Raw genomic sequence first — 22,366 nt, 5'->3', positions numbered from 1 at the left:
GTCGGCGACGCACCCGGCGGCCTCCGCGGCCGCGCCGCGCGCCGCCGCGTCAGCCCCTCGCCCCGCGCCGGAGCAGTCCGCCCCGGAGGCGACAGCGCCCGCCGACTCCGCTGCAGCGTCGGCACCGTCCGCCCCCGTGGGTGAGGAGCCCGCGGCGCAGCCCGCCGCCGAGCCGTTGAGTCTCGAGCGCATCGTGGCCGCCTGGCCGGCGATCCTTGCCCGGGTCGAGACGATTCGTCGCAACTCGTGGACGGTCGTCTACACGGCCACGCCCGTAGCCCTCGACGACGACGTGCTGACCCTCTCGTTCACGGCCGAACGCGAGGCGGCGAGCTTCAAGGAGCGCACGTCGCCCGCCGACAGCGTGAGCGAGCACCTGCGCACCGCGATTCAGGGCGAGCTCGGCCACCGTGTGAAGTACCGCGTGCGCATCGACCCGCCCGCCCGCTCGTCGAGCGCTCCCGAGCCTGCGACGAGCCCCGCCTCCGACCCCCCGGCGGATCCCCCCGCGGACCCCGAGCCGGCCCCGCCGTCAGCCCCCCCTCCGACGCCGCGCACCACAACGTCCCACGGCGCATCGCCGCAGACGACCTCCTCCGTCACCGACTGGTCGGTCGCGGCGATCCCCGGCTCCCCGCCGCGCGATGCAGCGCCCGCGGACAGCTCCGGCGCGCCTGACCAGGAGTCGCAGGATACCCCCGCCGCAGCCCCTGCCCCCGCGGCGGCCCGGCCCGCGCCCGTCTCCGAGGTCGGTGGCAAGCAACGCTACGGCGAGTCGGTCGTGCGCGAGGTGCTCGGCGCGCGCTTCCTCTCGGAGGAGGTGCTCGAGCCCGCGGTGAGCCTTGTCGGAGCATCCGAGACGGGCACGGACGTCACCGCGGGAGTCGGCGCTCCGCCCGCTTCCCCCGTGCCGTCCAGACACGACCCCGACCAGCCGAGCGATGACGACGCCCCGCCCGAGTACTACCCCGACGAACCCCGAGACGAGTAAGCGTGTACGACGGCATCATCCAAGACCTCATCGACGAGTTCGGGCGCCTGCCCGGCATCGGCCCGAAGTCGGCGCAGCGGATCGCCTTCCACATTCTTCAGACCGAGTCATTCGATGTCGCGAAGCTCGCGCAGCTGCTCGTCGACGTGCGCGAGAAGGTGCGGTTCTGCGAGATCTGCGGCAACGTCGCGGAGGAGGCCCAGTGCTCCATCTGCCGCGACGTGCGGCGCAACCCGGCGTCGATCTGCGTCGTCGAGGAGGCGAAGGACGTGGTCGCGATCGAGCGCACCCGCGAGTTCCGCGGCCTCTACCACGTGCTCGGCGGGGCGATCAGCCCCATCGACGGCATCGGCCCCGATGACCTGCGCATTGGCTCTCTGCTGACCCGCCTGCAGGACGGCACGGTGACGGAGGTCATCATCGCGACCGATCCGAACCTCGAGGGCGAAGCCACCGCTACCTACCTGACGCGCCTGCTCGTGCAGCCGGGCCTGCGCGTCTCCCGCCTCGCGAGCGGCCTGCCGGTCGGCGGCGACCTCGAGTACGCCGACGAGGTCACCCTCGGTCGCGCCTTCGAGGGGCGCCGCACCGTCGAGCGCTGAACGCCCGCCGCGGTCGCGCACCGCGGCGGGCGACGCGCGCATTCCGCAGGCCGCATGGGGCGGCGCTAGACTCGACACCCGGGTTCGTGCTGCGCCGCACGTCCTGACGATGCGCTCGAGCCGCGCATCCTGCCGCCCGCCGCCCCCGCCTTCCAGGAGTTCCTTCCGTGAGTCTCATCGTGCAGAAGTTCGGCGGCTCCTCCGTCGCGGACGCGGAGAGCATCAAGCGGGTGGCGAAGCGCATCGTCGAGACCCGCAAGGCGGGCAACGAGGTCGTCGTCGCGGTGAGCGCGATGGGCGACACGACCGACGAGCTCATCGACCTCGCTCACGAGGTGGCGCCCATTCCCGACCCACGCGAGATGGACATGCTGCTGACCACCGGCGAGCGCATCTCGATGGCGCTGCTGGCGATGGCGATCAAGAGCATGGGCTACGAGGCACGGTCGTACACGGGCAGCCAGGCGGGCATGATCACGGATGCTCAGCACGGGCAGGCGCGCATCGTCGACGTCACCCCTGTGCGCGTGCGCGAGGCGCTCGACGACGGTGCGATCGCGATCGTGGCCGGTTTCCAAGGCTTCAACCGCGACAGCCGTGACATCACGACGCTCGGCCGAGGCGGCAGCGACACCACCGCCGTCGCGCTCGCCGCGGCGCTTCAGGCCGACGTGTGCGAGATCTACACCGATGTCGACGGCGTGTTCACGGCCGACCCGCGCATCGTCGCCCTCGCCCGCAAGGTCGACCGCGTCACGAGCGAGGAGATGCTCGAGCTCGCCGCCGCAGGCGCAAAGGTGCTGCACATCCGCGCCGTCGAGTACGCACGCCGGCACGGTGTCACCCTGCACGTGCGCTCGTCCTTCACGCCCGCAGAGGGTACGTACGTCATCACCCCGAGAGAGGGAGAAGAAGTGGAAGAGCCCATCATCACGGGAGTGGCCGGCGACCTCACCGAGGCGAAGATCACAGTCGTCGGCGTTCCCGACACTCCCGGCATGGCCGCCGACATCTTCACGACCGTCGCGAAGACGGGCGCGAACATCGACATGATCGTGCAGAACGTCTCCGCTGCCGCGACCGGCCGCACCGACATCAGCTTCACCCTGCCCAAGTCCGACGGCGAGAAGGTGCTCACCGCGCTGCGGGCCGAGCAGGAGGACTACGGATTCGAGTCGCTGCAGTACGACGACCAGATCGGCAAGCTCTCCGTCGTCGGCGGCGGTATGCGCACGAGCGCGGGAGTCTCGGCTCAGCTCTTCACGGCGCTCAAGGATGCCGGCATCAACATGGAGATGATCAGCACCTCCGAGATCCGCATCTCCGTCGTCACGCGCGCTGACATCCTGCATCACGCGGTGCGCATCGTGCACACCGCGTTCGGCCTCGACGGCGACGCCGAGGCGACCGTCTACGCCGGCACCGGGCGCTAGCGGCGACCCGCCGCCACCGGCCCGCGCGAAGCCGCCAACCTCGTTCAGCGACCCCTCACCCCCCGTTAGGCTTAACCGTCATGAGCCCCACCCCCGTGCACCTCGGCGTCGTCGGCGCCACCGGACAGGTCGGCGCCGTCGTGCGCCAGCTTCTCGTCGACCGCGCCTTCCCGCTCGCGAGCATCCGCTTCTTCGCCAGCGCTCGCAGCGCGGGCACGACCATCGACTTCGACGGCGCGCCCATCACGGTCGAGGATGCCGCGACGGCCGACCCGAGCGGGCTCGATATCGCGATCTTCAGCGCGGGCGCGACGACGAGCAAGGCCCAGGCGCCGCGCTTCGCCGCCGCGGGCGTCACGGTCATCGACAACTCCTCCGGCTGGCGGATGGATCCGGACGTGCCGCTCGTCGTGAGCGAGGTCAACCCGCACGCCATCGATCAGGCGGTCACGGGCATCATCGCGAACCCGAACTGCACGACGATGGCGGCCATGCCCGTGCTCAAGGTGCTCGACGCCGAGGCCGGCCTGCAGCGCCTCATCGTCAGCACCTACCAGGCGGTCTCCGGCGCCGGACTCGCCGGAGGCGAGGAGCTGCTCGAGCAGGCGAGCGCCGCGGTCGCCCAGGACGCCATCGGGCTCGTGCACGACGGCCGCGCCGTGGACTTCCCGGCGGGGGAGAAGTTCCCCACGACGATCGCCTTCAACGTCATCCCCCAGGCCGGCAGCGTCGTCGACGACGGGCTCGGCGAGACCGATGAAGAGAAGAAGCTGCGTAACGAGAGCCGCAAGATCCTCGAGCTGCCCGACCTGCTCGTGAGCGGCTTGTGCGTGCGCGTACCCGTCTTCACCGGGCACTCCCTGGCGATCAATGCCGAGTTCGCGCGGCCGCTCAGCCCCGAGCGCGCCCGCGAGCTGCTCGCGACCGCGCCCGGCGTCCAGCTCGCTGATGTGCCGACCCCGCTCGACGCGGCCGGCACTGACCCGAGCCTCGTGGGGCGCATCCGCGCTGACGAGGGCGTACCCGAGGGCCGCGGTCTCGCGCTGTTCATCAGCAACGACAACCTGCGCAAGGGCGCGGCCCTCAACGCGGTGCAGATCGCCGAACTGGTCGCGGCGAAGCGATAGCCGCCGTGGCGGGGAGCGACGCCCGGCCGTCGGCCGTCGGCAGCTATGCGGCCATCGGTGACAGCTTCACCGAGGGCATGGGCGACGAGCGCCCCGACGGCACGCCGCGCGGCTGGGCCGATCTCGTCGCGGCGGCGCTCGCTCACGCTGCAGGCGCGCCGATCGGCTACGCGAACCTCGCCATTCGCGGTCGTTTGCTGGCCCCCATCCTCGACGAGCAGCTGCCCGCCGCGATGGCGCTGCGCCCTCAGTTGCTGAGCATCAACGGCGGCGGCAACGACATCCTGCGCCCCCGTGTCTCGATCGCCGCGGTCGCCGATCGTCTGGTGACGGCGGCGCTCGAGGCGCGGGATGCGGGCATCCGCACGGTGGTCGTGAGCGGCGGCAACCCCACGCGTCACCTGCCGCTCGGGGCGGCCTTCGAGAAGCGAGGGGATGCTCTCGCCGAGGCTGTGCGCAGCCGCCTGGCGGGCACGGGGGTGGTCTTCGTCGACAACTGGTTCGACCCCCGCCTGCCGCAGCTGCACTACTGGTCGATCGACCGGCTGCACCTGAACGCTCGCGGCCACACGATCGCCGCGAGCAACGTGCTCGCGGCCCTCGAGGTGCCCATCGCGGGAGCGGACGCGGCATCGGGCGCGCCGGACGTCGACCTCGACATCGAACGCCCTCGCACGGCCGAGTACTGGCGTCGGTACGTGCTGCCGTGGATCGGCCGCCGACTCACGGGCCGCTCCTCCGGCGATTCCCGCGAGCCGAAGCGCCCGCACCTCGAGCCTGTCGTGCCGGAAGACCTGTGAGGCCGGCACGGCGAGCGCGGCACGGCCAACCCTCAGCGCTGCGGCGTCGAATAGTGGTCATGCCCCGTCATCCCGCCCTGCTCACCGCCGCCGTCGCGCTCGCCACGGCGGGCCTCGTGGCCTGCGCCTCGCCGACGCCCGCCGCCGGGCCGGGCGCCACGGGCGACGGCCCCGTCGTCGCGTTCTATGGCGACTCGTACACGCTCGGCACGGGTGCGAGCGACCCGAGCCTGCGCTGGTCGACGCGCATCAGCGAGAGCCGCGGCTGGGTGGAGGTGAACCCGAGCGTCAACGGTCTCGGCTTCATCAACAACCGCGAGCGCTTCGGCGAGGGCGACCTGCCGAGCATGATCATCCAGGCCGACCCCGACATCGTGTTCGTCACGATGGGCCTCAACGACAACTTCAGTTTCCCCTTCGCGGCCGACGCGATCGAGGCGCAGATCGACGCCGATCTGCGCCGACTCACCGAGGCGCTGCCGGAGGCCCGGTTCATCGTCGTCGAGCCCTTCTGGTACACGAGCGAGCGACCGCCGTCGGTGCCGATCATCATCGACTGGGTTCGGGATGCGGCCGAGCGGTACGGGGCCGACTACATCCCCGACGCCTCCACCTGGATCCAGGGACGGGAGGGCGAGATGGCCGCCGACGGCCTGCACCCGAACGACGAGGGCTACGCGGAGATGGCGCGCCTCATGGATGCCGCGCTGCTCGAGCTCGGCCTCTAGACCGTCGGGGGAGCGTCGTCGCCCGGTTCGGGAGACTCGCCGCGCTCCCGCCGCTGCGCGCGCACGGCGCGGACAGCGAGCTGCCCGGCGACGAGCACGAGCAGGGAGCCGAACAGGATGCCCGAGAGGGCTGGCGGCACGAGGAAGGCGAGCGCGACGCCGCCCTGCGAGGCGAGAACGGCGGCGATGCCGACGATGAGCCCCTGCCGAACATCCACGAGGCCCGCGCGCAGGTTGGGGATCGTGCCCGAGACGGCGGCGGGAATCATGGCGGCGAGAGAGGTTCCTTTCGCGGCGAGGTCGCCCATGCCGAACAGGGCGATGAGCACAGGCACGGCGATGATGCCTCCGCCGATGCCGAACATGCCAGCCGCGACGCCCATGACGATGCCGAGCAGCAGCAGTCCTCCCGCGACGAGCGGGGCGAGGGCGAGGTCGCTGCCGCGCTCGGGCTCGACGAGGATCAGCCGGGCTGCGGCGACGAGCATCCCGACGATGAAGGCCCATCGCAGCCACGCGATCGGCAGTGCGCGCAGCAGGTAGGCGCCCAGTGGCGCGCCCGCAAAGGCGCCGGCGCCGACGAGCGCGGCGGCGACGAGGTCGAGCTCACCCGCGATGCCGTAGGTGGTCGCGCCCGCGACGGCGGTGGGCACGATCGCGACGAGCGACGTCGCCGCGGCCTGCCGCTGATCCATGCGCGCCCACAGCATGAGCAGTGGCACCATGATGATGCCTCCGCCGACCCCGAACATGCCGGCAAGAACTCCGCCCATTGCTCCGGTCGCAAGAAGGGGCAGAATCACGCCCGCCAGCCTAGACCCGGCCCGGCGGCCGCTCGGCAGGGTGAGAGTAAACTGGCGCGTGTGACTGATCACATCGACGTTGCCCTGATCGGCGGCGGCATCATGAGCGCCACGCTCGGCACCATGCTGCAGCAGCTCGAGCCCGAGTGGGATATCCGCATTTACGAGCGGCTGGGCGACGTCGCCCGCGAGAGCTCGAACCCCTGGAACAATGCGGGCACCGGCCATGCCGCGCTGTGCGAGCTCAACTACACGCCCGAGAAGCCCGACGGCTCGATCGACATCACCAACGCGGTCAAGGTCAACGAGCAGTTCCAGGTCTCGCGGCAATTCTGGTCATACCTGGTGCACGAGGGCCGCCTGCCTGACCCGAGCGCGTTTCTCAGCGCGACGCCCCACATGAGCATGGTGTGGGGGCGCGACAACGTCGAGTACCTGCGCAAGCGGTACGAGGCGCTGCGCGACCACCCGCTGTTCGCGGGGCTCGAGTTCAGCGAGGATCCCGCGGTGATCCGTCGTTGGGCGCCCCTCACGATCCCCGGGCGCTCGAAGACCCAGCCCGTCGCGGCCACCTGGATCGCGGCCGGCACCGACGTGGACTTCGGGGCCCTCACCCGGATGCTGATCGATGGTCTCGTCGACGGTGGAGCGCAGCTGCACCTCGAGCACAGGGTCAGCGGCATCTCGCGTCACCGTGATGGCGGCTGGCTGTTGAAGATGCGGCACGAGGTCGGCTTCACGCCGCTCGAGGTGCGCGCGAAGTTCGTCTTCGTGGGGGCAGGGGGGCACGCGCTCCCGCTGCTGCAGAAGTCGGGCATCCCCGAGATCCGCGGGTTCGGCGGGTTCCCGGTGAGCGGCCAGTGGTTGCGCACCGACAACCCCAAGGTCGTCGCGCAGCACAGCGCGAAGGTGTACGGCAAGGCTTCCGTGGGCGCGCCGCCCATGTCGGTGCCGCACCTCGACACGCGCGTGGTCGACGGCGAGACGAGCCTGCTGTTCGGACCGTACGCCGGCTTCACGCCCAAGTTCCTCAAGACGGGCTCGTGGTTCGACCTGTTCGGGTCGATCCGATGGCACAACCTCATCCCCATGATGCAGGTGGGCCTGCGCAACCTCGACCTTCTCAAGTACCTCATCGGCGAGCTGCTCGCGAGCCGCGCCGACAAGGAGGAATCGCTGCGCGCCTTCTACCCGAATGCGCGCGGGGAGGACTGGTATGAGCTCACGGCTGGCCAGCGCGTGCAGATCATCAAGAAGGATCCGCAGAAGGGCGGCGTGCTGCAGTTCGGCACGGAGGTCGTCGCCGCGGCCGACGGCTCGATCGCGGGCCTGCTCGGCGCCTCACCGGGCGCGTCGACGGCCGCGCCGATCATGCTCGATGTGCTCGAGCGCTGCTTCCCCGACAAGATGGACGCCTGGCGACCGCGGCTGCGACGCATGGTGCCGTCCTACGGCTCGACGGTCTCGGCCGATCCGGCGCTGGCCGAGAAGCTGCTCACCGAGACGGCGGCAGCGCTCGCGATCGCCCGCTAGTTGCGGGTCGCGCCGTCCGAAGCGGAGACGACGAAGGTGTCGGGCTGCCCGTAGGCGTGCTCGCCGAACGCGTTGTCGACGGCGACCTGGATGCGAGAGAGGTCGCCGACGCGCACGAGGGCGATCGCGGACCCGCCGAACCCGCCGCCCGTCATCCGAGCCCCGAGCGCTCCGGCGCCCACGGCGGTCTCGACGGCGAGGTCGAGCTCGGGCACCGAGATCTCGAAGTCGTCGCGCATGCTGCGGTGCGAGGCATCCAGCAGCTCTCCGATGCCGGTTGCGCCCTGAGTGCGCAGCACGGCGACCGTGTCGAGCACGCGCTGATTCTCGGTCACCACATGCCGCACGCGTCGGAAGGTGACGTCATCGAGCAGCCGCTGCGCGCGCGGCAGCTCGTCGACGGTCACGTCACGCAGCGAGGATGCGCCCAGCGCCGCGGCCCCGCGCTCGCACGCGGCGCGGCGCTCGCCGTACCCCCCGGTGGCGTGAGCGTGCTTCACCCCGGTGTCGATGACGAGAATCGCGAGGCCCGCCTCGTCGAGCCCGAGCGGCACGAGCTCGCTGTCGAGGGTGCGGCAATCGAGGAACACCGCGTGGTCGGCAGCGCCGAGCAGCGACGCCGACTGGTCCATGATGCCCGTGGGGGCGCCGACGGCCACGTTCTCGGCACGCTGGCCGATGCTGGCGAGCGCGGGGCGGTCGAGCCCGAGCCTCCACACGTCGTTGAGGGCGAGGCCCACGGAGCACTCGATCGCCGCGGAGGAGGAGAGTCCTGCGCCAACGGGAACGTCGGAGTCGATGAAGAGGTCGAGCCCCGGCACGGCCGAGAGGTCGGCGCCAGACTCACCGAGCGCCCACGCGACGCCGAGCGGGTAGGCGGACCAGCCGCCGAGCGCACCAGGTGCCGGCACCGCGCCGTCGGCACCGGCCAGCAGCTCGTCGAGCGGGATCTCGACCGCCTCATCGGCGAACGTGCTCGCGATGCGCAGCGTGCGGTCCTCGCGCACTCCGAGCGCCACGAGGGTGCGGCGGTCGATCGCGAAGGGCAGCACGAAGCCCTCGTTGTAGTCGGTGTGCTCGCCGATGAGGTTCACGCGGCCCGGAGCCGACCACAGGCCGTCCGAGGCACGGCCGAAGACGGCTTCGAATCCCGCGCGGGCGTCGTCGCGGATGTCAGTCATGCACCTTCTCGATTCCGGAGCGGAGGAACTCGGCCTGCGCCTCGGGGGCGACGTCGACGATGAAGGCGCCCATCGCCGCCTCCGAGCCGGCCAAGTACTTCAGTTTGTCAGCGGAGCGCCTCGGACTCGTCACCTGCAGCATGAGCCGCACGGCCTCCCGGCCGACGTGAACGGGCGCCTGATGCCACGCGGCGATGTACGGGGTCGGGGTCGGGTAGAGCGCGTCGAGGCCGCGCAGCAGTCGGCGGTAGAACGGGGCCAGCTCGTCCTTCTCCTCCTCCGTCAGGGCCGCGATGTCGGGAACGTGCCGGTGAGGGAGCACGTGGATCTCGATCGGCCATCGGGCCGCGAAGGGAACGTACGCCGTGAAGTGCTCGCCCTGCAGCAGGACGCGCGGTCCGGCCTGCTCTCGCTCAAGGATGCGCGCGAAGAGATCATCCCCCTGGGCGTCGATCGCCCGCAGCAGGGCGGTCGTGCGCGGCGTCACGAAGGGGTAGGCGTAGATCTGACCGTGCGGGTGCGGGAGGGTCACCCCGATCTCTTCACCGCGATTCTCGAAGGGGAACACCTGCTGAATGCCGGGCATCCCGCTCAGCGCCTCGGTGCGCTGCGCCCACGCCTCGACCACGGTGCGTGCCCGACTGACTGTCTGCGAGCCGAACGAGCCCTCGTGCTCGGGCGAGAAGCACACGACCTCGCAGCGGCCGACGCTCGTGCGCGAGCGCTCGAGACCGATCTCGGCGAGGTCGGCGAGATCACGGGGAGCGTTCTCGTCCTCGAGCGCGGGCCCGAAGCTGGGGGAGCGGTTCTCGAACACGGCCACGTCGTAGAGCGCCGGAACCTCGCTCGGGTTCGCGGGAGTCTGCGGAGCCAGCGGGTCCTGGTCGGCGGGGGGTAGGAAGACCCGGTTCTGACGGTTGCTGGCAATGGAGATCCACTCGCCCGTCAAGGGGTCCTGCCGCATGCTTGCGGTCGCGGGACGAGGGTCGAGGGTGCGGGCGTCGACGGAGCGCTCCGAGCCGAGCGTCGTGTCGGCGTCGTCGACGTAGATGAGCTCGCGGCCGTCGGCGAGACGTGTGGTGCGGAAGGTGATGGGCACCTGCCGAGCCTAGAACGGATCGTTTACGCTTGTGCAAGTAGAGCCTTTTCGATATCGACAGAAATCGAAGACGGCGGTCGCCAGCTGCCGAGCACGTCGCTGTCATCCGGCGAGAAGAGGAGCAAGACGAGGATGCCCATGGCCGACTCGGCCGCCGCCCGACGGGAGCGCATCGCCGCCGAGGTGTCACGACGCGGCTTCGCTCGCGTGACCGACCTCGCGCGTCTCGCCCGCGTGAGCGAGGTCACCGTGCGCACCGACCTCGCGGCGCTCGAGGCGGAGGGCCGTGTCACGCGCGTGCACGGTGGCGCCATGCCGCGCGGCCTCGTGACCGCGCGCGAGTCGAGCTTGGAGCAGTCGACTGTCCGCGCAAGCCGCGTCAAGCGCGCGATCGCCGTCGAGGCTGCCTCTCGCGTGCGATCGGGGGAGAGCCTGCTGCTCGACGTCGGCTCGACCACACTCGCCGTGGCCCAAGCGCTCGCCGACCGGCGCGAGCTCACCGAGCTCGTCGTCATCACCAACGGGCTCGCGATCGCCCTCGCGCTCGAGCCGGCCATCCCGCGATTCACCGTCGTCGTCACCGGCGGCACTCTGCGCTCGCTGCAGCACTCCCTGGTGAATCCGCTGGCGACGAGCCTGCTCGACGAGGTGCGGGCCGACACGGCGATTCTCGGGGCGACGGGCGTGCACGCCGAGCACGGCGTCACCAATGTCAACCTGCCGGAAGCGGAGGTCAAGCGGCGCATGGTGGCGGCGTCGACCCGCCGCATCCTCGTCGCCGACTCCTCGAAGCTCGGGCAGGTGCACCTCGGTCGCGTGGCGACGGTCCAGCAGCTCGACGCGCTCATCACGGACGCCGATGCCGCGCAAGAGCATCTGGACGCGCTGCGCTCGACGGGCCTCGATGTGACCACCGCGCCGACGGCAGGCCTCGTAGTCTGAGGTCATGAGCCCCTCTGCGCCCGTCGCTCCCGCCCCTCCGACCGGCGAGCAGTTCGCCCTGCACCACGATGGCGCCCACGGCCCGGTCGAGGCGACGATCGTGCAGGTCGCGGCGGGCCTGCGCCAGCTCTCGGTGGACGGTCACGACCTGGTGCAGGGATACGCGGAGACCTCGACGCCCCCCTTCGCGACGGGTATCGTGCTCGTGCCGTGGCCCAACCGGGTGCGTGACGGCCGCTGGACCCACGACGGTCGCGAGCTGCAGCTCGACATCACCGAGGTGGACAAGAGCAACGCGATCCACGGGCTGCTGCGCAACACCTCCTACCAGGTCGTGGAGCGCACGGCCGACGCGATCACTCTCGGTGCGTCCGTCGTGCCGCAGCACGGCTACCCCTTCCATCTCGTCACCACGGTCGAGTACCGCCTCACAGGCAATGGCATCCGTGTCGAGCACGGCGTCACGAATGTCGGGGCCGACGCCGCTCCGTACGCGGTGGGCGCCCACCCTTTCCTCCGCGTGGGCGATCACCCGGTCGACTCCCTCACCATCACCGCGCGCACCGCCGAGCATGTGGCCGTGGATGCTCGCCTCAACCCCCTCGCGCTCGAGGCGGTCGCGGGCAGCGCTCTGGATCTCTCCTCGGGGCGCCGCGTGGCCGACCTCGAGCTCGACGATGCCTGGCGCGTCGAGCCGGACGCCGACGGCGTCATCCGCACGATCCTCAGTGCGGGGGACGGCACCGAGACCGAGCTCTGGCAAGAGAGCGAGTGGCGATGGCTGCAGGTCTTCATCACGCGCTCGTACCCGACGAGCGACGGGCCCGTGACGGCGATCGCCGTCGAGCCCATGACGGCACCGGCCGGCGCGCTGGTCTCGGGTGACGGACTGCGCTGGCTCGCCCCTGGTGAGTCGTGGAGCGGCTGCTGGGGTATCTGCCGCCCGGCGTAGCGGCCCTTCGGGCCCCGCTCTGTTGCTCTTGGGAACACAGTGAGAGGCCCCTTCTCGCTCCTTCGCCGCACATCTGGCCGTCCCGCAGAGCACGCGTTCTGCTAAGGGTTACATTCCGGTCACTTTCCTCCCAGGGGTGTACAGGGTGTGTTCTGTGTGTTTACACTGGCAGGAGAACGAGGACGTTCGACTGACCAATGGAGGTTGACACCGTGACGAGCGAGTCAGCGCAGACCGTGATCGAGGCATCCGGCATCGTCAAGCGATTCGGTGGAGCCGTCGCGGTCGACGGCGTCAGCGTCTCCGTCGCCGAAGGCGAGATCCACGCCGTCGTCGGTGAGAACGGTGCGGGCAAGTCCACCCTCATGCGCATTCTCGCGGGCATCCTCACTCCCGACTCCGGCACCGTGTCCGTCGGCGGCAAGCGCATCGACGGCGGCGCCAAGGCCGCGCTCGACGCCGGCGTCGCTCTCGTCCACCAGGAGCTGAGCCTGGTTCCCGAGATGACTGTGGCCGAGAACATCATGCTCGGCTCCCCGCCCACGGCGGCGGGCTTCACGAAGACCAAGGAGCTCAAGCGCATCGCCGCCGAGGCTCTCGAGGAGATCGGCGTGAGCGTCGACCTCGACGAGCCCATCGCTCGCCTCTCGGTCTCCCTCCGCCAGTTCGTCGAGATCGCGCGAGCCGTTGCCCGCTCGCCGCGCGTGCTCAGCCTCGACGAGCCGACCGCGACCCTGACACCGGCGGAGACCGACTACCTGCTGCGCATGCTGCAGCGCCTGGCCGCCAAGGGCATGGCCATCATCTACATCTCGCACCGCATCCCCGAGGTGTTCAGCATCTGCACGGAGGTGACGATTCTGCGCGACGGGCAGCTGGTCGAGACCACCGCAATCAGCGAGACGACGCCGAGCGCCGTGATCGACGCCATGGTCGGCCGCGAGCTCAAGCTCGACCTCGAGGTCAGCCGCGATGCACACCCCGGCGAGGTCGTGCTCTCGGCCACCGGCATCCGCGCGCCCGGCGTCCACGACGTCGACCTCACGGTGCGTGCCGGCGAGATCGTCGGCCTCGGCGGCCTCGTAGGTGCAGGTCGCACGGAGCTCGTGCGGGCCATCGTCGGCGCGGACCCGCGCACCGCCGGCCACGTCACCATGACGGTCGACGGAAAGACCAGTTCGATCGGCGGCTACCAGTCCGCGGTGAAGGCCGGCATCGGCTACGTGCCGGAGGAGCGTCGCACCGACGGCCTCGCGCTGACGATGACCGTCGCCGACAATGTCGCGCTGCCGAACCGAGCGGCCCTGTCCAGGGCCGGGGTGCTCTCGTTCGGCGCGATCACCCGCTTTGTGCGTCACCTCGCCGACGTCGTCGGGCTGCGCCCGCCCGAGATTCAGCGCGAGGTGGGGCAGTACTCGGGCGGCAACCAGCAGAAGGTCGTCATCGCGAAGTGGCTCGGTCGCAAGCCCAAGCTCATCATCCTCGACGAGCCCACGCGCGGCGTCGACGTCGGCGCGAAGGCCGAGATCCACCGCCTCGTGCGAGAGCTGGCAGACGAGGGAGCTGCGGTGCTCGTCGTGAGTTCCGACCTCCCCGAACTGCTCGAGCTCTCCGACGTCATCCACGTCGTGCGCGACGGCCGCATCCAGGGCACGCTGCCGCGTGCCGAAGCAGACGAGAAGACCGTGATGTCCTTGGCATCCGGCGAGACGATGGTGAGTGCCTGATGGCGACGAAAGAGAGTCTGACCGAGGCGATCGCCGTCGCCGGATCCGGCGCCGGCGGCATCGAGAAGAAGAAGTTCAGCCCCCTGCTGTGGATCGCTGAGAACGGCGTCATCGTCTTCACCGCGGCGCTCATCCTCTTTGCGGTGATCTTCGTCAACGGCTTCGCGTCCCTGCCGAACATCACCGACGTCTTCTACCGTGCCGCTCCGATCGGCATTGTCGCCGTGGGCATGACGTTCGTCGTCATCAGCGCCAACTACCTCGATCTCTCCGTAGTCGCCCAGGTCGCGACCTCGGCGGTCATCTTCATCGGCATCAGCAATCTCTACGGTTTGCTCGCCGGACTGCTCGTGGCCACCCTGGTGGCGATGCTGTACGGAATCGTGAACGGTGTCGCGGTCGGCTTCTTCAAGGCCAACGCCGTGATCGTCACGCTGTCGACGACCTTCATCGGCCTCGGCATTCTGCGCTGGCTCTCCGGCGGCAGCATCTTCTTCGGGCCCGAAGACGGCCCCATCCGGGCGTTCGGCCAGGCCCGTCTCGGCCCCATTCCCGCCTCCGCCCTTCTCCTCATCATCATCACGCTCATCCTGTGGTTCGTGCTCAACCGCACCACCTTCGGTTTCGCGGTGCGCGCCTACGGCTCCAACAAGGAGGCGACCCGTCTCGCCGGCGTCAACACCACGCTCGTCGTCATCGGCGCTTTCGTCATCACCGCCCTCGCCGCCATGATCGGCGGCTTCGCCCTCGCGGCTTTCTCCAACACGGCCGTGTCGTCCATGTCGGACGGCTACGAGTTCCGGGCGCTCGCGGCGATCATCATCGGCGGCACGAGCGTCTTCGGCGGCAAAGGCAGCGTGTTGCGCACGCTGCTCGGCGTCATCTTCGTGAGCGTGCTCACGAACATCCTCGTCCTCTCCGGTATCGGATTCGGATTCCAGCAGATGGCCATCGGCGCACTCATCGTGGTCGCGGTCTCTGTCGATGCTCTCGCGCGAAGGGCGGCCAAGAAATGAGCCAGCACACCGATCACTCGACGGGCGCATCCCCCGCGCCGGAGGCGACCCCGCAGACCATGCAGCTCGGCGCCGCGCGCGGCGGGTTCCTCAGCCAGCTGCGCGTCACGCTCGCACGGCGCACCGAGGGCCGTGGGCTCGCGCTCCTCACCGTCGTGGTCATCGCGGCGGCGATCCTGGAGCCCGTCGTGTTCACCTCCTACCAGGTCACGCTCGGTCGCGTCGCCCTCATCGGACTCGTGGCGCTCGGCCTCACCGCCGTCATTCTCATGGGCGAGTTGGACCTCAGCGTGGCGAGCACGCTCGCGGTCTCCGGAGTCGTCATGGCGAGCATCCCTGACATCTGGCTCGGGGTGCTCGCGGCACTCGCGACGGGCCTGATCATCGGCGCGATCAACGCCTTCTTCGTCGTCGTCGTCGGCATCAACTCCTTCATCGCCACACTCGGCATGCTCTTTGCGCTCCGAGGGCTGGCCTTCGTGCTCTCTGACGAAGAGCCCGTGCGGCTGAGCAACATCGATGCCGGCATCGCCTTCGGCACTCCGCTGCTCGGGCCGCTCACCCCCCGTGTGCTGCTCTTCATCGCCGCCTTCATCGCCCTGCAGATCTTCCTCAGCCGCGTCAAGGCGGGGCGCGAGTTCTACGCGGTCGGCGGCAACCGCCAGGCCGCGATGGATGCCGGCATCCCGGTGCGTCGCCGCATCTTCACGGGCTTCATGATCTCGGGCTTCGTCGCTGCTCTCGCGGGCGTCATCAACACCCTCGAGCGCACCGCCGCCGACCCCACGGCCGGCTCGACCGTGCTCCTCGCAAGCTTCGCCGCAGCGATCATCGGAGGCGTGCTGCTCAACGGCGGCCGCGGCTCCGTCCTCGGAACGCTCATCGGAGCCCTAGCTCTCGGAATCCTGCAGGTGTCGCTCACGCTCTCGGGCGTGCAGGTCGACATCCAGGACATCTTCATCGGTGTGATCCTGCTGCTCGCGGTGATCACCGACCCCGCCAATCTTCGCGCAGCACTGGCCGGCGTTCGCTCGTCGTTCCGGGGCCGCGAGAAGGCTCAGACCCCCGTCTGAGCTTCGAGCCGTCGACCCCGGCGGTTCTCCCCACCACACGAACGGAAAGAGGCAGACCATGCGAAACTCTCGCATCACGTTCTCCGCCCTCGGCCTGATGGCCGCGGCTGGGCTCGTACTCTCCGGCTGCGCCGCCGCCGACACTGAGACCCCTGACGCCGGCGGCTCGGGCGAGGAGACCTTCGAGGTCTACGCGCTCCTGCCCCAGGGCACCGACCAGCCCTACGGCACCACCTACCTGCCGCCCTTCGAGGAAGCGGCAGCGGAGCTCGGGCTCAACCTGACCATCACGAACTCGCAGTACGACGCCGATGCACAGGCGAGCGAGTGCGAGGTGGCGGTCGCGGCCCAGCCTGACCTGATCATCCTGTGGCCCGCTGTGGGCGACACCGTGCGTCCGTGCCTCGCTGCGGCGAACGCCGCCGGCATTCCGGTGACCGTCACGAACTCTGACGTCAACCCGGAGGACAAGGATCTGACCGAGGCCTACTCGGGCCCCGACACCTATGGCCAGGGCGTCTCCTCGGCGGAGATCATGTGCGATCTCGCCGACGGTGAAGAGTTCGGCATCCTCGTCGTGAACGGCCTCACCGGCAACTCGACGGCGATCAACCGCAACGCCGGTTTCGTCGACACCGTCGAGGCGAACTGCCCGAACGTCACGATCCTCGCCGAGCAGCCGGGCAACTGGAACAAGGACGACTCGCAGATCGCCGTCTCCGAGATGCTGACCGCGGTCGGCCCGGAGAACGTCGACGGCATCTACGCGGCCGACGACACGATGGTGGCGGGCGCGATCGACGCACTCAAGGCCCGTGGCATCGACCCGGAGCCGCTCTACATCACCTCGATCGGCAACACCTTCCTGGGCAACCCCCTGGTGGTCTCGGGTGAGCTCGACGGCACCGTGTTCCAGTCCTCGTCGTGGGACGGCGAGAACGCCGCGCGCCTCGCGCACGCGGTGCTCACCGGCGCCGACTACGAGGAGAACCTCTTCATGCCGAGCGTGAAGGTCACCGCGGAGAACGCGGACGACCCCTCGGTCGCACCGGAGTGGTAGGCACTCGACCCTGGGTCAGCAGACCCTGAGTTGAATCCTCGAGAGCCGGGGCGGGCGTATCAGCCACGCCCGCCCCGGCCTCACCACACCCCCACAGACTACTGTCAGGAGCCTTTCCTCATGCCCGCGAGCAGCGACACCGCGCAGCCCCTCGTCGACGCGCTGGATTTCGATCACCGCATGATCCCCGCGCACGGCCAGATGGGCGTCGACTACGAGCAGAGAGTCGACTTCGCTCGACTCCGCGAGTACCGGCTGGGGCGCGCCATGCAGGCTCTCGAGGCGACCGAGTGCGGCGCCTTCCTGCTGTTCGACTTCTACAACATCCGCTACACGACCCAGACCTGGATCGGCGGAGCCCTCGGCGACAAGATGTCGCGCTACGCGCTCCTCGCCCGTGACGGCAAGCCGCACCTGTGGGACTTCGGCTCGGCCGCCAAGCATCACCGCCTCTTCGCCCCGTGGTTGCACGAGGGGCACAGCCACGCCGGGATGCTCGGCCTGCGCGGCGCGATTCACCCCGAGGTCGGCCTCATGAAAGAGGCTGTTTCCACGATCAAAGGCCTCCTGCACGATGCTGGGCTGGACGGTATGCCCATCGGCGTCGACATCGTCGAGCCCGCCTTCCTGTTCGAGATGCAGGCTCAGGGCATCCAGGTCGTCGACATCCAGCAGGACATGCTCGGCGCGCGCTCCATCAAGAATGTCGATGAGATCATGCTGCTGAGCCAGGCCGCCGCGATGGTCGACGGCGTCTATCAGGACATCACGGATGCCCTGAAACCCGGTATTCGTGAGAACGAGATCGTCGCCCTCGCCGCCAAGAAGCTCTACGAGTTGGGCAGTGATCAGGTCGAAGCGATCAACGCTGTCTCCGGGGAGCGCTGCAACCCGCACCCCCACAACTTCACCGACCGGCTCATCCGACCTGGTGATCAAGCCTTTTTCGACATCATCCACTCGTATAACGGCTACCGCACGTGCTACTACCGCACGTTCTCGGTCGGCAGCTCGACCCCTGCGCAGCACGACGCGTACACGAAGGCGCGCGAGTGGATGGACGCCGCGATCGAGAAGGTCGGCGACGGCGTCGGCACCGACGAGGTGGCGAAGCTCTGGCCCAAGGCGACCGACATCGGCATCGCCAACGAGATGGAGGGCTTCGGGCTGCAGTTCGGGCACGGCCTCGGGCTCGGTCTGCACGAGCGGCCCATCATCTCGCGCCTGAACTCCCTCACCCATCCGGTCGAGATCCAGGCTGGCATGGTGTTCGCGCTCGAGACGTACTGCCCTGCCAGCGACGGCATCTCGGCGGCGCGTATCGAGGAAGAGGTCGTCATCACGAAGACTGGCGCGCAGGTGCTCACGAAGTTCCCGGCACAGGATCTCTTCGTCGCCAACCCATACTGAGCCAGCTACCTCCACCAGGGCATCACTCCCCGCAAGAAAGGAACACCACCACCATGGACACCACTCGACTCGCAGGTAAGCACGTACTCATCACGGGCGGCGCGCAGGGCATGGGCGCCGCTGTCGGCAAGCACTATGCCGCCCAGGGCGCCAAGGTCTGCCTCGGCGACGTCAACCTCGACGGCGCGCGAGCCGTCGCTGACGAGATCATCGCCGATGGCGGCGTCGCCACAGCGGTCAAGCTCGACGTCACGAAGCGGGAGGACGCTGCCGCCGCGGTCGCCCACACCGTCAAGGAGTTCGGCTCGATCAACGTGCTGCTCAACAATGCCGGCATCAACAAGCCGCTGTTCTTCCTCGACATCACGGAGGAGAACTGGCAGCGCATCATGGACGTCAACGCCTGGGGCACGCTCGTGTGCATGCAGGAGGCCGCGAAGCAGATGCGCGACCAGGGCAAGCAAGACGAGCCCTACAAGATCATCAACGTCGGCTCGATCCTCTCGCGTGAGGCGTTCATCGACGTCACCGTCTACACGGCGAGCAAGCATGCTGTGCTCGGCATGATCAAGGCGGGGGCGAAGTCGCTCATCGAGCACAACATCACGGTCAACGGCTACGCGCCCGGTGTGGTGCGCACGGAGCTGTGGGAGCAGCTCGACCGCGACCTCGTCGAGATCGGCATGTTCGAGAAGCCCGGGCAGTCGATGGACTCGATCGCCGAGAACATGATCCTCATGAAGCGCTACTCCTACCCGGAGGACATCATCGGCACCGCCGCGTTCCTCGCGAGCTCGGACAGCGACTACATGACGGGGCAGCTCATCATGATCGACGGCGGCATGGTCATCCAGTAACGCGACCGCGGGTGATGCGGGCGTGCGCGTGCGCACGCCCGGGCGCGACCGAGAGCGCGCCCGCCTCCACAACTCAGGAGTTACCCGTCCCGAGTGCTCGAGAACTCCGCTGTGGAGGCGTGTCGTCGCTCTCGTCCCGCGAAGACTCCTGAGTTGTGGAGCTGCGGCCTCGAGACGGCCGGAGTGCGGCCACGAACGAGTGACGTGCCAGGTGGGCCCCGTGGGGCTCGAACCCACGACCCGCGGATTAAAAGTCCGCTGCTCTGCCAACTGAGCTAGAGGCCCGCTTGCCCTAATCTACCGCCCCGAGGCGCACGGCGGGGGCGGGTAGCGTGGCCATCATGAACGACCGCCCGATGCGACCCGTCAAGCGCTCCAACGACGCGTTCGAGGCGTTCGAAGGTGGGCTCGACCCTGCCCTCGAGCTGCGGATCGCCCACGATTCCGCGCGAGCCCTCGTGCACCGTGTGCGGTCGAGCGACGACCCGGACCTGGTGGAGCGCATGGTCGCCTACACCGACGAGCACGGGCTCGACACGCTCGCCGAGCTCTGGGCCCGCGCCTCCGCCCGGTCTCTACCGGGCGCCCTATGGCGACTCTCCCTGTTGCGCGCGCTCATCCGTCAGGACCCGGACGGAACCTCGCTGATGTTCCAGCGCGGAAGCGAGATCCTGCGTACGGCGGATGTCGTGGTGGCGGGGGCGGAGGCGCCGACCGGTCCCGCGCAGATCCGAGACCTCGCCGATGCCGTACTGCGCGGTGCCTACACGGGAGACTTCGCAATCGCGCTGGACCGTGCGGCCGCGTTCTGCCGCACGGCCGCTTCGGGTGCCGCCGATCTGGCCGACGCCGCTGACCTCGTGGTCAACGACGATCGAGCCGCCGACTTCACGAGCAGAGCATCCCGGCTCGCGACGAGTGCGGAGGATTTCACGGCCTGCGCGCGCCTCGAGCGCCGCGGCGCCCTCTACTAGCGAGTCGGGCACCTGGCAGGCAGCGGAATGCGCCGCGCAGACCCCTCGTTACACTGGGGTGGCCGGGCCGCAGTAACCCCGGGCTCCACAATTAGCCGCTTCGAGCGGCCTCGCGCCGAGAGGCGTTCTGCGGCCCGGTTTTTCTGTGCTCGCTCGGTGCGTGAGCTGCCCGTCGTGGGTTGCGCGCTGGGCCGCCGCACGCAGCGAACCTGGCAGTGGGCTGAGTAGAGCCCGCCCCGCCAAACCCCCGGGCGCCGGGTGCCGAACACCAGGCATGTCAACCACAGCACTGGTATCCCGCCCTCGCCTCACCGGCTTCGCCGCGGCGCTGGCGCTCCCGGCCCTCGTGGTCGCTCTCACCGGATGCGCGGGCACCATGCCGCCAGCCGGTGAGGCGCCCAGCGAGCCGAGCGCGTCCGCACCGATGGAGGAGCCGAGGGAGCAGGGCCCCAACGAGGTCATCACGATCGGGCTGAAGTTCATGCCGCCGACGATCACGGTGCCCGTGGGAACGACAGTGACCTGGCGCAACGGCGAGACCATCGGGCACACCGTGACATCGGGTGCCTGGGGCGACGTGAACGAGAGCACCGGGTTGCGGGGATCCCAGTCGGCTGACGGCCTGTTCGATCACGCGCTCGCGCCGATGGGACAGGAGGGGGACACCTTTTCGTTCACCTTCGACGAGGCCGGCGAGTACCCGTACTTCTGCCAGCCGCACCTGACCATGAACGCGATGGTCATCGTCGAGGGGTAGCCGACCCCTGCACCGCATCACACCTGCACGATCAACTCACTGAAGGAGACACATCATGCGCAAGACCACCGCATTCGCCGGGCTCGGCCTCGCCGCTGCCCTCGTCCTCACCGGATGCTCTGCCACGGCCGAGGAGCCGATGGACGAGACCATGACCGAGGAGCCGGCTGTCGTCGACACCGTGAACAGCGACGGCGCAGCGCTGCGCGCCCAGCTGACGGCGCTCCTCGCCGACCACGTGTACCTCGCGGGTGCCGCGATCGACCAGGCACTCGCCGATGGCGGAGACCTGACCACCGCCGACGTGGAGGCCGCTGTGGCGACCGTCGACGAGAACTCCGTCGAGATCGCCGCCCTCGTGGGCTCGGTCTACCCGGACGCCGAGCAGGCGTTCCTCGACTCGTGGCGCTCGCACATTCCGTTCTTCGTCAACTACACGCTCGGCAAGGCGACGGGTGATGAGGACTTGGCCGCGCAGGCGGTCGAGGACCTCAACGGCTACGCCGTGTCGTTCGGCCAGCTCATCAACTCGGTCGTTCCCGAGCTGCCCGCCGAGGCCGTTCAGGGCGAGCTCGAGATGCACGCCGTCTCGCTGCTCGCGGCGATCGACGCCAACATCGCCGGTGACCCCGAGTACTTCAGCCTCCTCAAGGAGGCCGCGGGCCACATGCCGATGACCGCCACGGCTCTCGCCGGCGGTATCGCGGCGAACGCCGGCATCGAGTAGATCCGGTTTCCTCCGGGCCGGGGGAGAGGGGCACAGCGCCTCTCTCCCCCGGCCTTTCTCGTTTCTCCCGCACCCCCGTACCGCTGACCGAAAGGAGCAGGACCATGCGAGTTCTGCGCTTCGCCCTCTACGCCGTCGCCGGCGCGGGCCTCATCGTCAATGCCGTCATCCACCTGCAACTCGCGGCGACCTTCGACGCGATCGCGGGTGCCCTGCTCAGCCAGGGTGACCTGTTCCGCGTGCAGGCCGCAGCGGGCATCCTCATCACCGTCGCTCTCGGGGCCGTGCGCCGCGCCTGGGTGGCCGCAATCGCGGCCGTCATCGCTCTCGGCGGGCTCGGGATGCTCGTGCTCAGCACGATCTTGGTGCTCGACCTCACTGCGCTCGGGCTGCCGGCGATCTTCGAGCCCGTGTGGTACGTCGACAAGGTCGTCGCGGCCATCGCGCAGGGTGTCGCGGCTCTCGCTGCAGGGGCGCTCGCCATCGTCGAGCGTCGTCGCCGCGGCGCCGTCTCGCACACCCCGTAGCCGCACGCCGCGCGCTTCGCGGCCGAGTGTCCTGACGGGACATTCGG

Annotated in this window: 21 protein-coding genes, 1 tRNA gene and 1 pseudogene; 19 read left to right on the top strand and 4 right to left on the bottom strand. The window is 69.5% G+C overall.

Annotation, left to right across the window (positions count from 1 at the left end):
• The 6 genes and pseudogenes from RJQ01_RS02325 to RJQ01_RS02300 form a co-directional block, all read left to right on the top strand.
• A pseudogene (locus RJQ01_RS02325) lies at window positions 1-991 on the top strand (hypothetical protein); the annotation flags it as partial.
• Window positions 992-993: 2 nt separating this feature from the next.
• Entirely contained in the window at window positions 994-1,593 is a 600-nt protein-coding gene (gene recR, locus RJQ01_RS02320; RefSeq protein WP_179872578.1) for a recombination mediator RecR, read from the top strand.
• Window positions 1,594-1,760: 167 nt separating this feature from the next.
• Window positions 1,761-3,026, top strand: coding sequence for an aspartate kinase (locus RJQ01_RS02315; RefSeq protein WP_350475091.1), 1,266 nt, complete (start codon window positions 1,761-1,763; stop codon window positions 3,024-3,026).
• Between the two features lie 80 nt (window positions 3,027-3,106).
• Complete coding sequence (locus tag RJQ01_RS02310; protein WP_350475090.1) at window positions 3,107-4,153, top strand: aspartate-semialdehyde dehydrogenase; 1,047 nt, start codon at window positions 3,107-3,109, stop codon at window positions 4,151-4,153.
• A gap of 5 nt (window positions 4,154-4,158) precedes the next feature.
• Window positions 4,159-4,953 (top strand): SGNH/GDSL hydrolase family protein, encoded by a 795-nt coding sequence (locus RJQ01_RS02305; protein ID WP_350475089.1) that lies wholly within the window; start codon window positions 4,159-4,161, stop codon window positions 4,951-4,953.
• A gap of 59 nt (window positions 4,954-5,012) precedes the next feature.
• The gene (locus tag RJQ01_RS02300; protein ID WP_350475088.1) at window positions 5,013-5,681 is read left to right on the top strand and encodes an SGNH/GDSL hydrolase family protein; all 669 of its coding nucleotides are present in this window, start codon (window positions 5,013-5,015) and stop codon (window positions 5,679-5,681) included.
• Here RJQ01_RS02300 and RJQ01_RS02295 read toward each other — a convergent pair.
• Entirely contained in the window at window positions 5,678-6,484 is an 807-nt protein-coding gene (locus RJQ01_RS02295; RefSeq protein ID WP_350475087.1) for a sulfite exporter TauE/SafE family protein, read from the bottom strand. The genes RJQ01_RS02300 and RJQ01_RS02295 overlap by 4 nt on opposite strands.
• A gap of 51 nt (window positions 6,485-6,535) precedes the next feature.
• On the opposite strand from RJQ01_RS02295, the gene RJQ01_RS02290 reads away from it, so the two are divergent.
• Window positions 6,536-8,017 (top strand): malate:quinone oxidoreductase, encoded by a 1,482-nt coding sequence (locus RJQ01_RS02290; RefSeq protein WP_350475094.1) that lies wholly within the window; start codon window positions 6,536-6,538, stop codon window positions 8,015-8,017.
• On the opposite strand, the gene galK is transcribed toward RJQ01_RS02290, so the two are convergent.
• Both galK and galT read right to left on the bottom strand, forming a co-directional pair.
• Entirely contained in the window at window positions 8,014-9,198 is a 1,185-nt protein-coding gene (galK, locus tag RJQ01_RS02285; protein WP_350475086.1) for a galactokinase, read from the bottom strand. The genes RJQ01_RS02290 and galK overlap by 4 nt on opposite strands.
• A complete protein-coding gene (gene galT / locus RJQ01_RS02280; protein WP_350475093.1) occupies window positions 9,191-10,291 on the bottom strand; it encodes a galactose-1-phosphate uridylyltransferase in 1,101 nt (366 codons plus the stop codon). Before galT ends, galK begins: the two co-directional genes overlap by 8 nt.
• 144 nt (window positions 10,292-10,435) lie before the next feature.
• Here galT and RJQ01_RS02275 point away from each other — a divergent pair, with 144 nt between their 5' ends.
• From RJQ01_RS02275 to RJQ01_RS02240, 8 genes are all read left to right on the top strand, one after another.
• Entirely contained in the window at window positions 10,436-11,239 is an 804-nt protein-coding gene (locus RJQ01_RS02275) for a DeoR/GlpR family DNA-binding transcription regulator (RefSeq protein ID WP_350475085.1), read from the top strand.
• Between the two features lie 4 nt (window positions 11,240-11,243).
• Complete coding sequence (locus tag RJQ01_RS02270; RefSeq protein WP_350475084.1) at window positions 11,244-12,191, top strand: aldose 1-epimerase family protein; 948 nt, start codon at window positions 11,244-11,246, stop codon at window positions 12,189-12,191.
• Window positions 12,192-12,403: 212 nt separating this feature from the next.
• Complete coding sequence (locus RJQ01_RS02265; RefSeq protein WP_350475083.1) at window positions 12,404-13,918, top strand: sugar ABC transporter ATP-binding protein; 1,515 nt, start codon at window positions 12,404-12,406, stop codon at window positions 13,916-13,918.
• Complete coding sequence (locus RJQ01_RS02260; RefSeq protein ID WP_350475082.1) at window positions 13,918-14,934, top strand: ABC transporter permease; 1,017 nt, start codon at window positions 13,918-13,920, stop codon at window positions 14,932-14,934. Before RJQ01_RS02265 ends, RJQ01_RS02260 begins: the two co-directional genes overlap by 1 nt.
• A complete protein-coding gene (locus tag RJQ01_RS02255; protein WP_350475081.1) occupies window positions 14,931-16,007 on the top strand; it encodes an ABC transporter permease in 1,077 nt (358 codons plus the stop codon). Before RJQ01_RS02260 ends, RJQ01_RS02255 begins: the two co-directional genes overlap by 4 nt.
• A gap of 58 nt (window positions 16,008-16,065) precedes the next feature.
• Window positions 16,066-17,067 (top strand): sugar ABC transporter substrate-binding protein, encoded by a 1,002-nt coding sequence (locus RJQ01_RS02250; protein ID WP_350475080.1) that lies wholly within the window; start codon window positions 16,066-16,068, stop codon window positions 17,065-17,067.
• Window positions 17,068-17,187: 120 nt separating this feature from the next.
• A complete protein-coding gene (locus RJQ01_RS02245) occupies window positions 17,188-18,477 on the top strand; it encodes a M24 family metallopeptidase (RefSeq protein WP_350475079.1) in 1,290 nt (429 codons plus the stop codon).
• A gap of 53 nt (window positions 18,478-18,530) precedes the next feature.
• Window positions 18,531-19,334, top strand: a complete 804-nt coding sequence (locus RJQ01_RS02240) for an SDR family NAD(P)-dependent oxidoreductase (RefSeq protein WP_350475078.1) — start codon at window positions 18,531-18,533, stop codon at window positions 19,332-19,334.
• A 212-nt stretch (window positions 19,335-19,546) separates the two neighbouring features.
• Here the strand turns inward: RJQ01_RS02240 and RJQ01_RS02235 are convergent.
• Window positions 19,547-19,619, bottom strand: a tRNA-Lys gene (locus RJQ01_RS02235).
• A gap of 56 nt (window positions 19,620-19,675) precedes the next feature.
• On the opposite strand from RJQ01_RS02235, the gene RJQ01_RS02230 reads away from it, so the two are divergent.
• The 4 genes from RJQ01_RS02230 to RJQ01_RS02215 all read left to right on the top strand — a co-directional run bounded on the left by RJQ01_RS02230 (window position 19,676) and on the right by RJQ01_RS02215 (window position 22,319).
• A complete protein-coding gene (locus tag RJQ01_RS02230) occupies window positions 19,676-20,308 on the top strand; it encodes a DNA-directed RNA polymerase subunit beta (protein WP_350475077.1) in 633 nt (210 codons plus the stop codon).
• Window positions 20,309-20,582: 274 nt separating this feature from the next.
• On the top strand, window positions 20,583-21,065 hold the full coding sequence (locus RJQ01_RS02225) for a cupredoxin domain-containing protein (protein WP_350475076.1): 483 nt from the start codon (window positions 20,583-20,585) through the stop codon (window positions 21,063-21,065).
• Between the two features lie 55 nt (window positions 21,066-21,120).
• Complete coding sequence (locus tag RJQ01_RS02220; RefSeq protein WP_350475075.1) at window positions 21,121-21,792, top strand: hypothetical protein; 672 nt, start codon at window positions 21,121-21,123, stop codon at window positions 21,790-21,792.
• 104 nt (window positions 21,793-21,896) lie between these two features.
• Complete coding sequence (locus RJQ01_RS02215) at window positions 21,897-22,319, top strand: hypothetical protein (RefSeq protein WP_350475074.1); 423 nt, start codon at window positions 21,897-21,899, stop codon at window positions 22,317-22,319.
• The last annotated feature ends 47 nt before the right edge of the window (window positions 22,320-22,366 follow it).

Source organism: Microcella sp., assembly GCF_040286215.1.
Lineage (GTDB): Bacteria > Actinomycetota > Actinomycetes > Actinomycetales > Microbacteriaceae > Microcella.
This window is presented reverse-complemented; position numbering and strand designations above follow the sequence as displayed.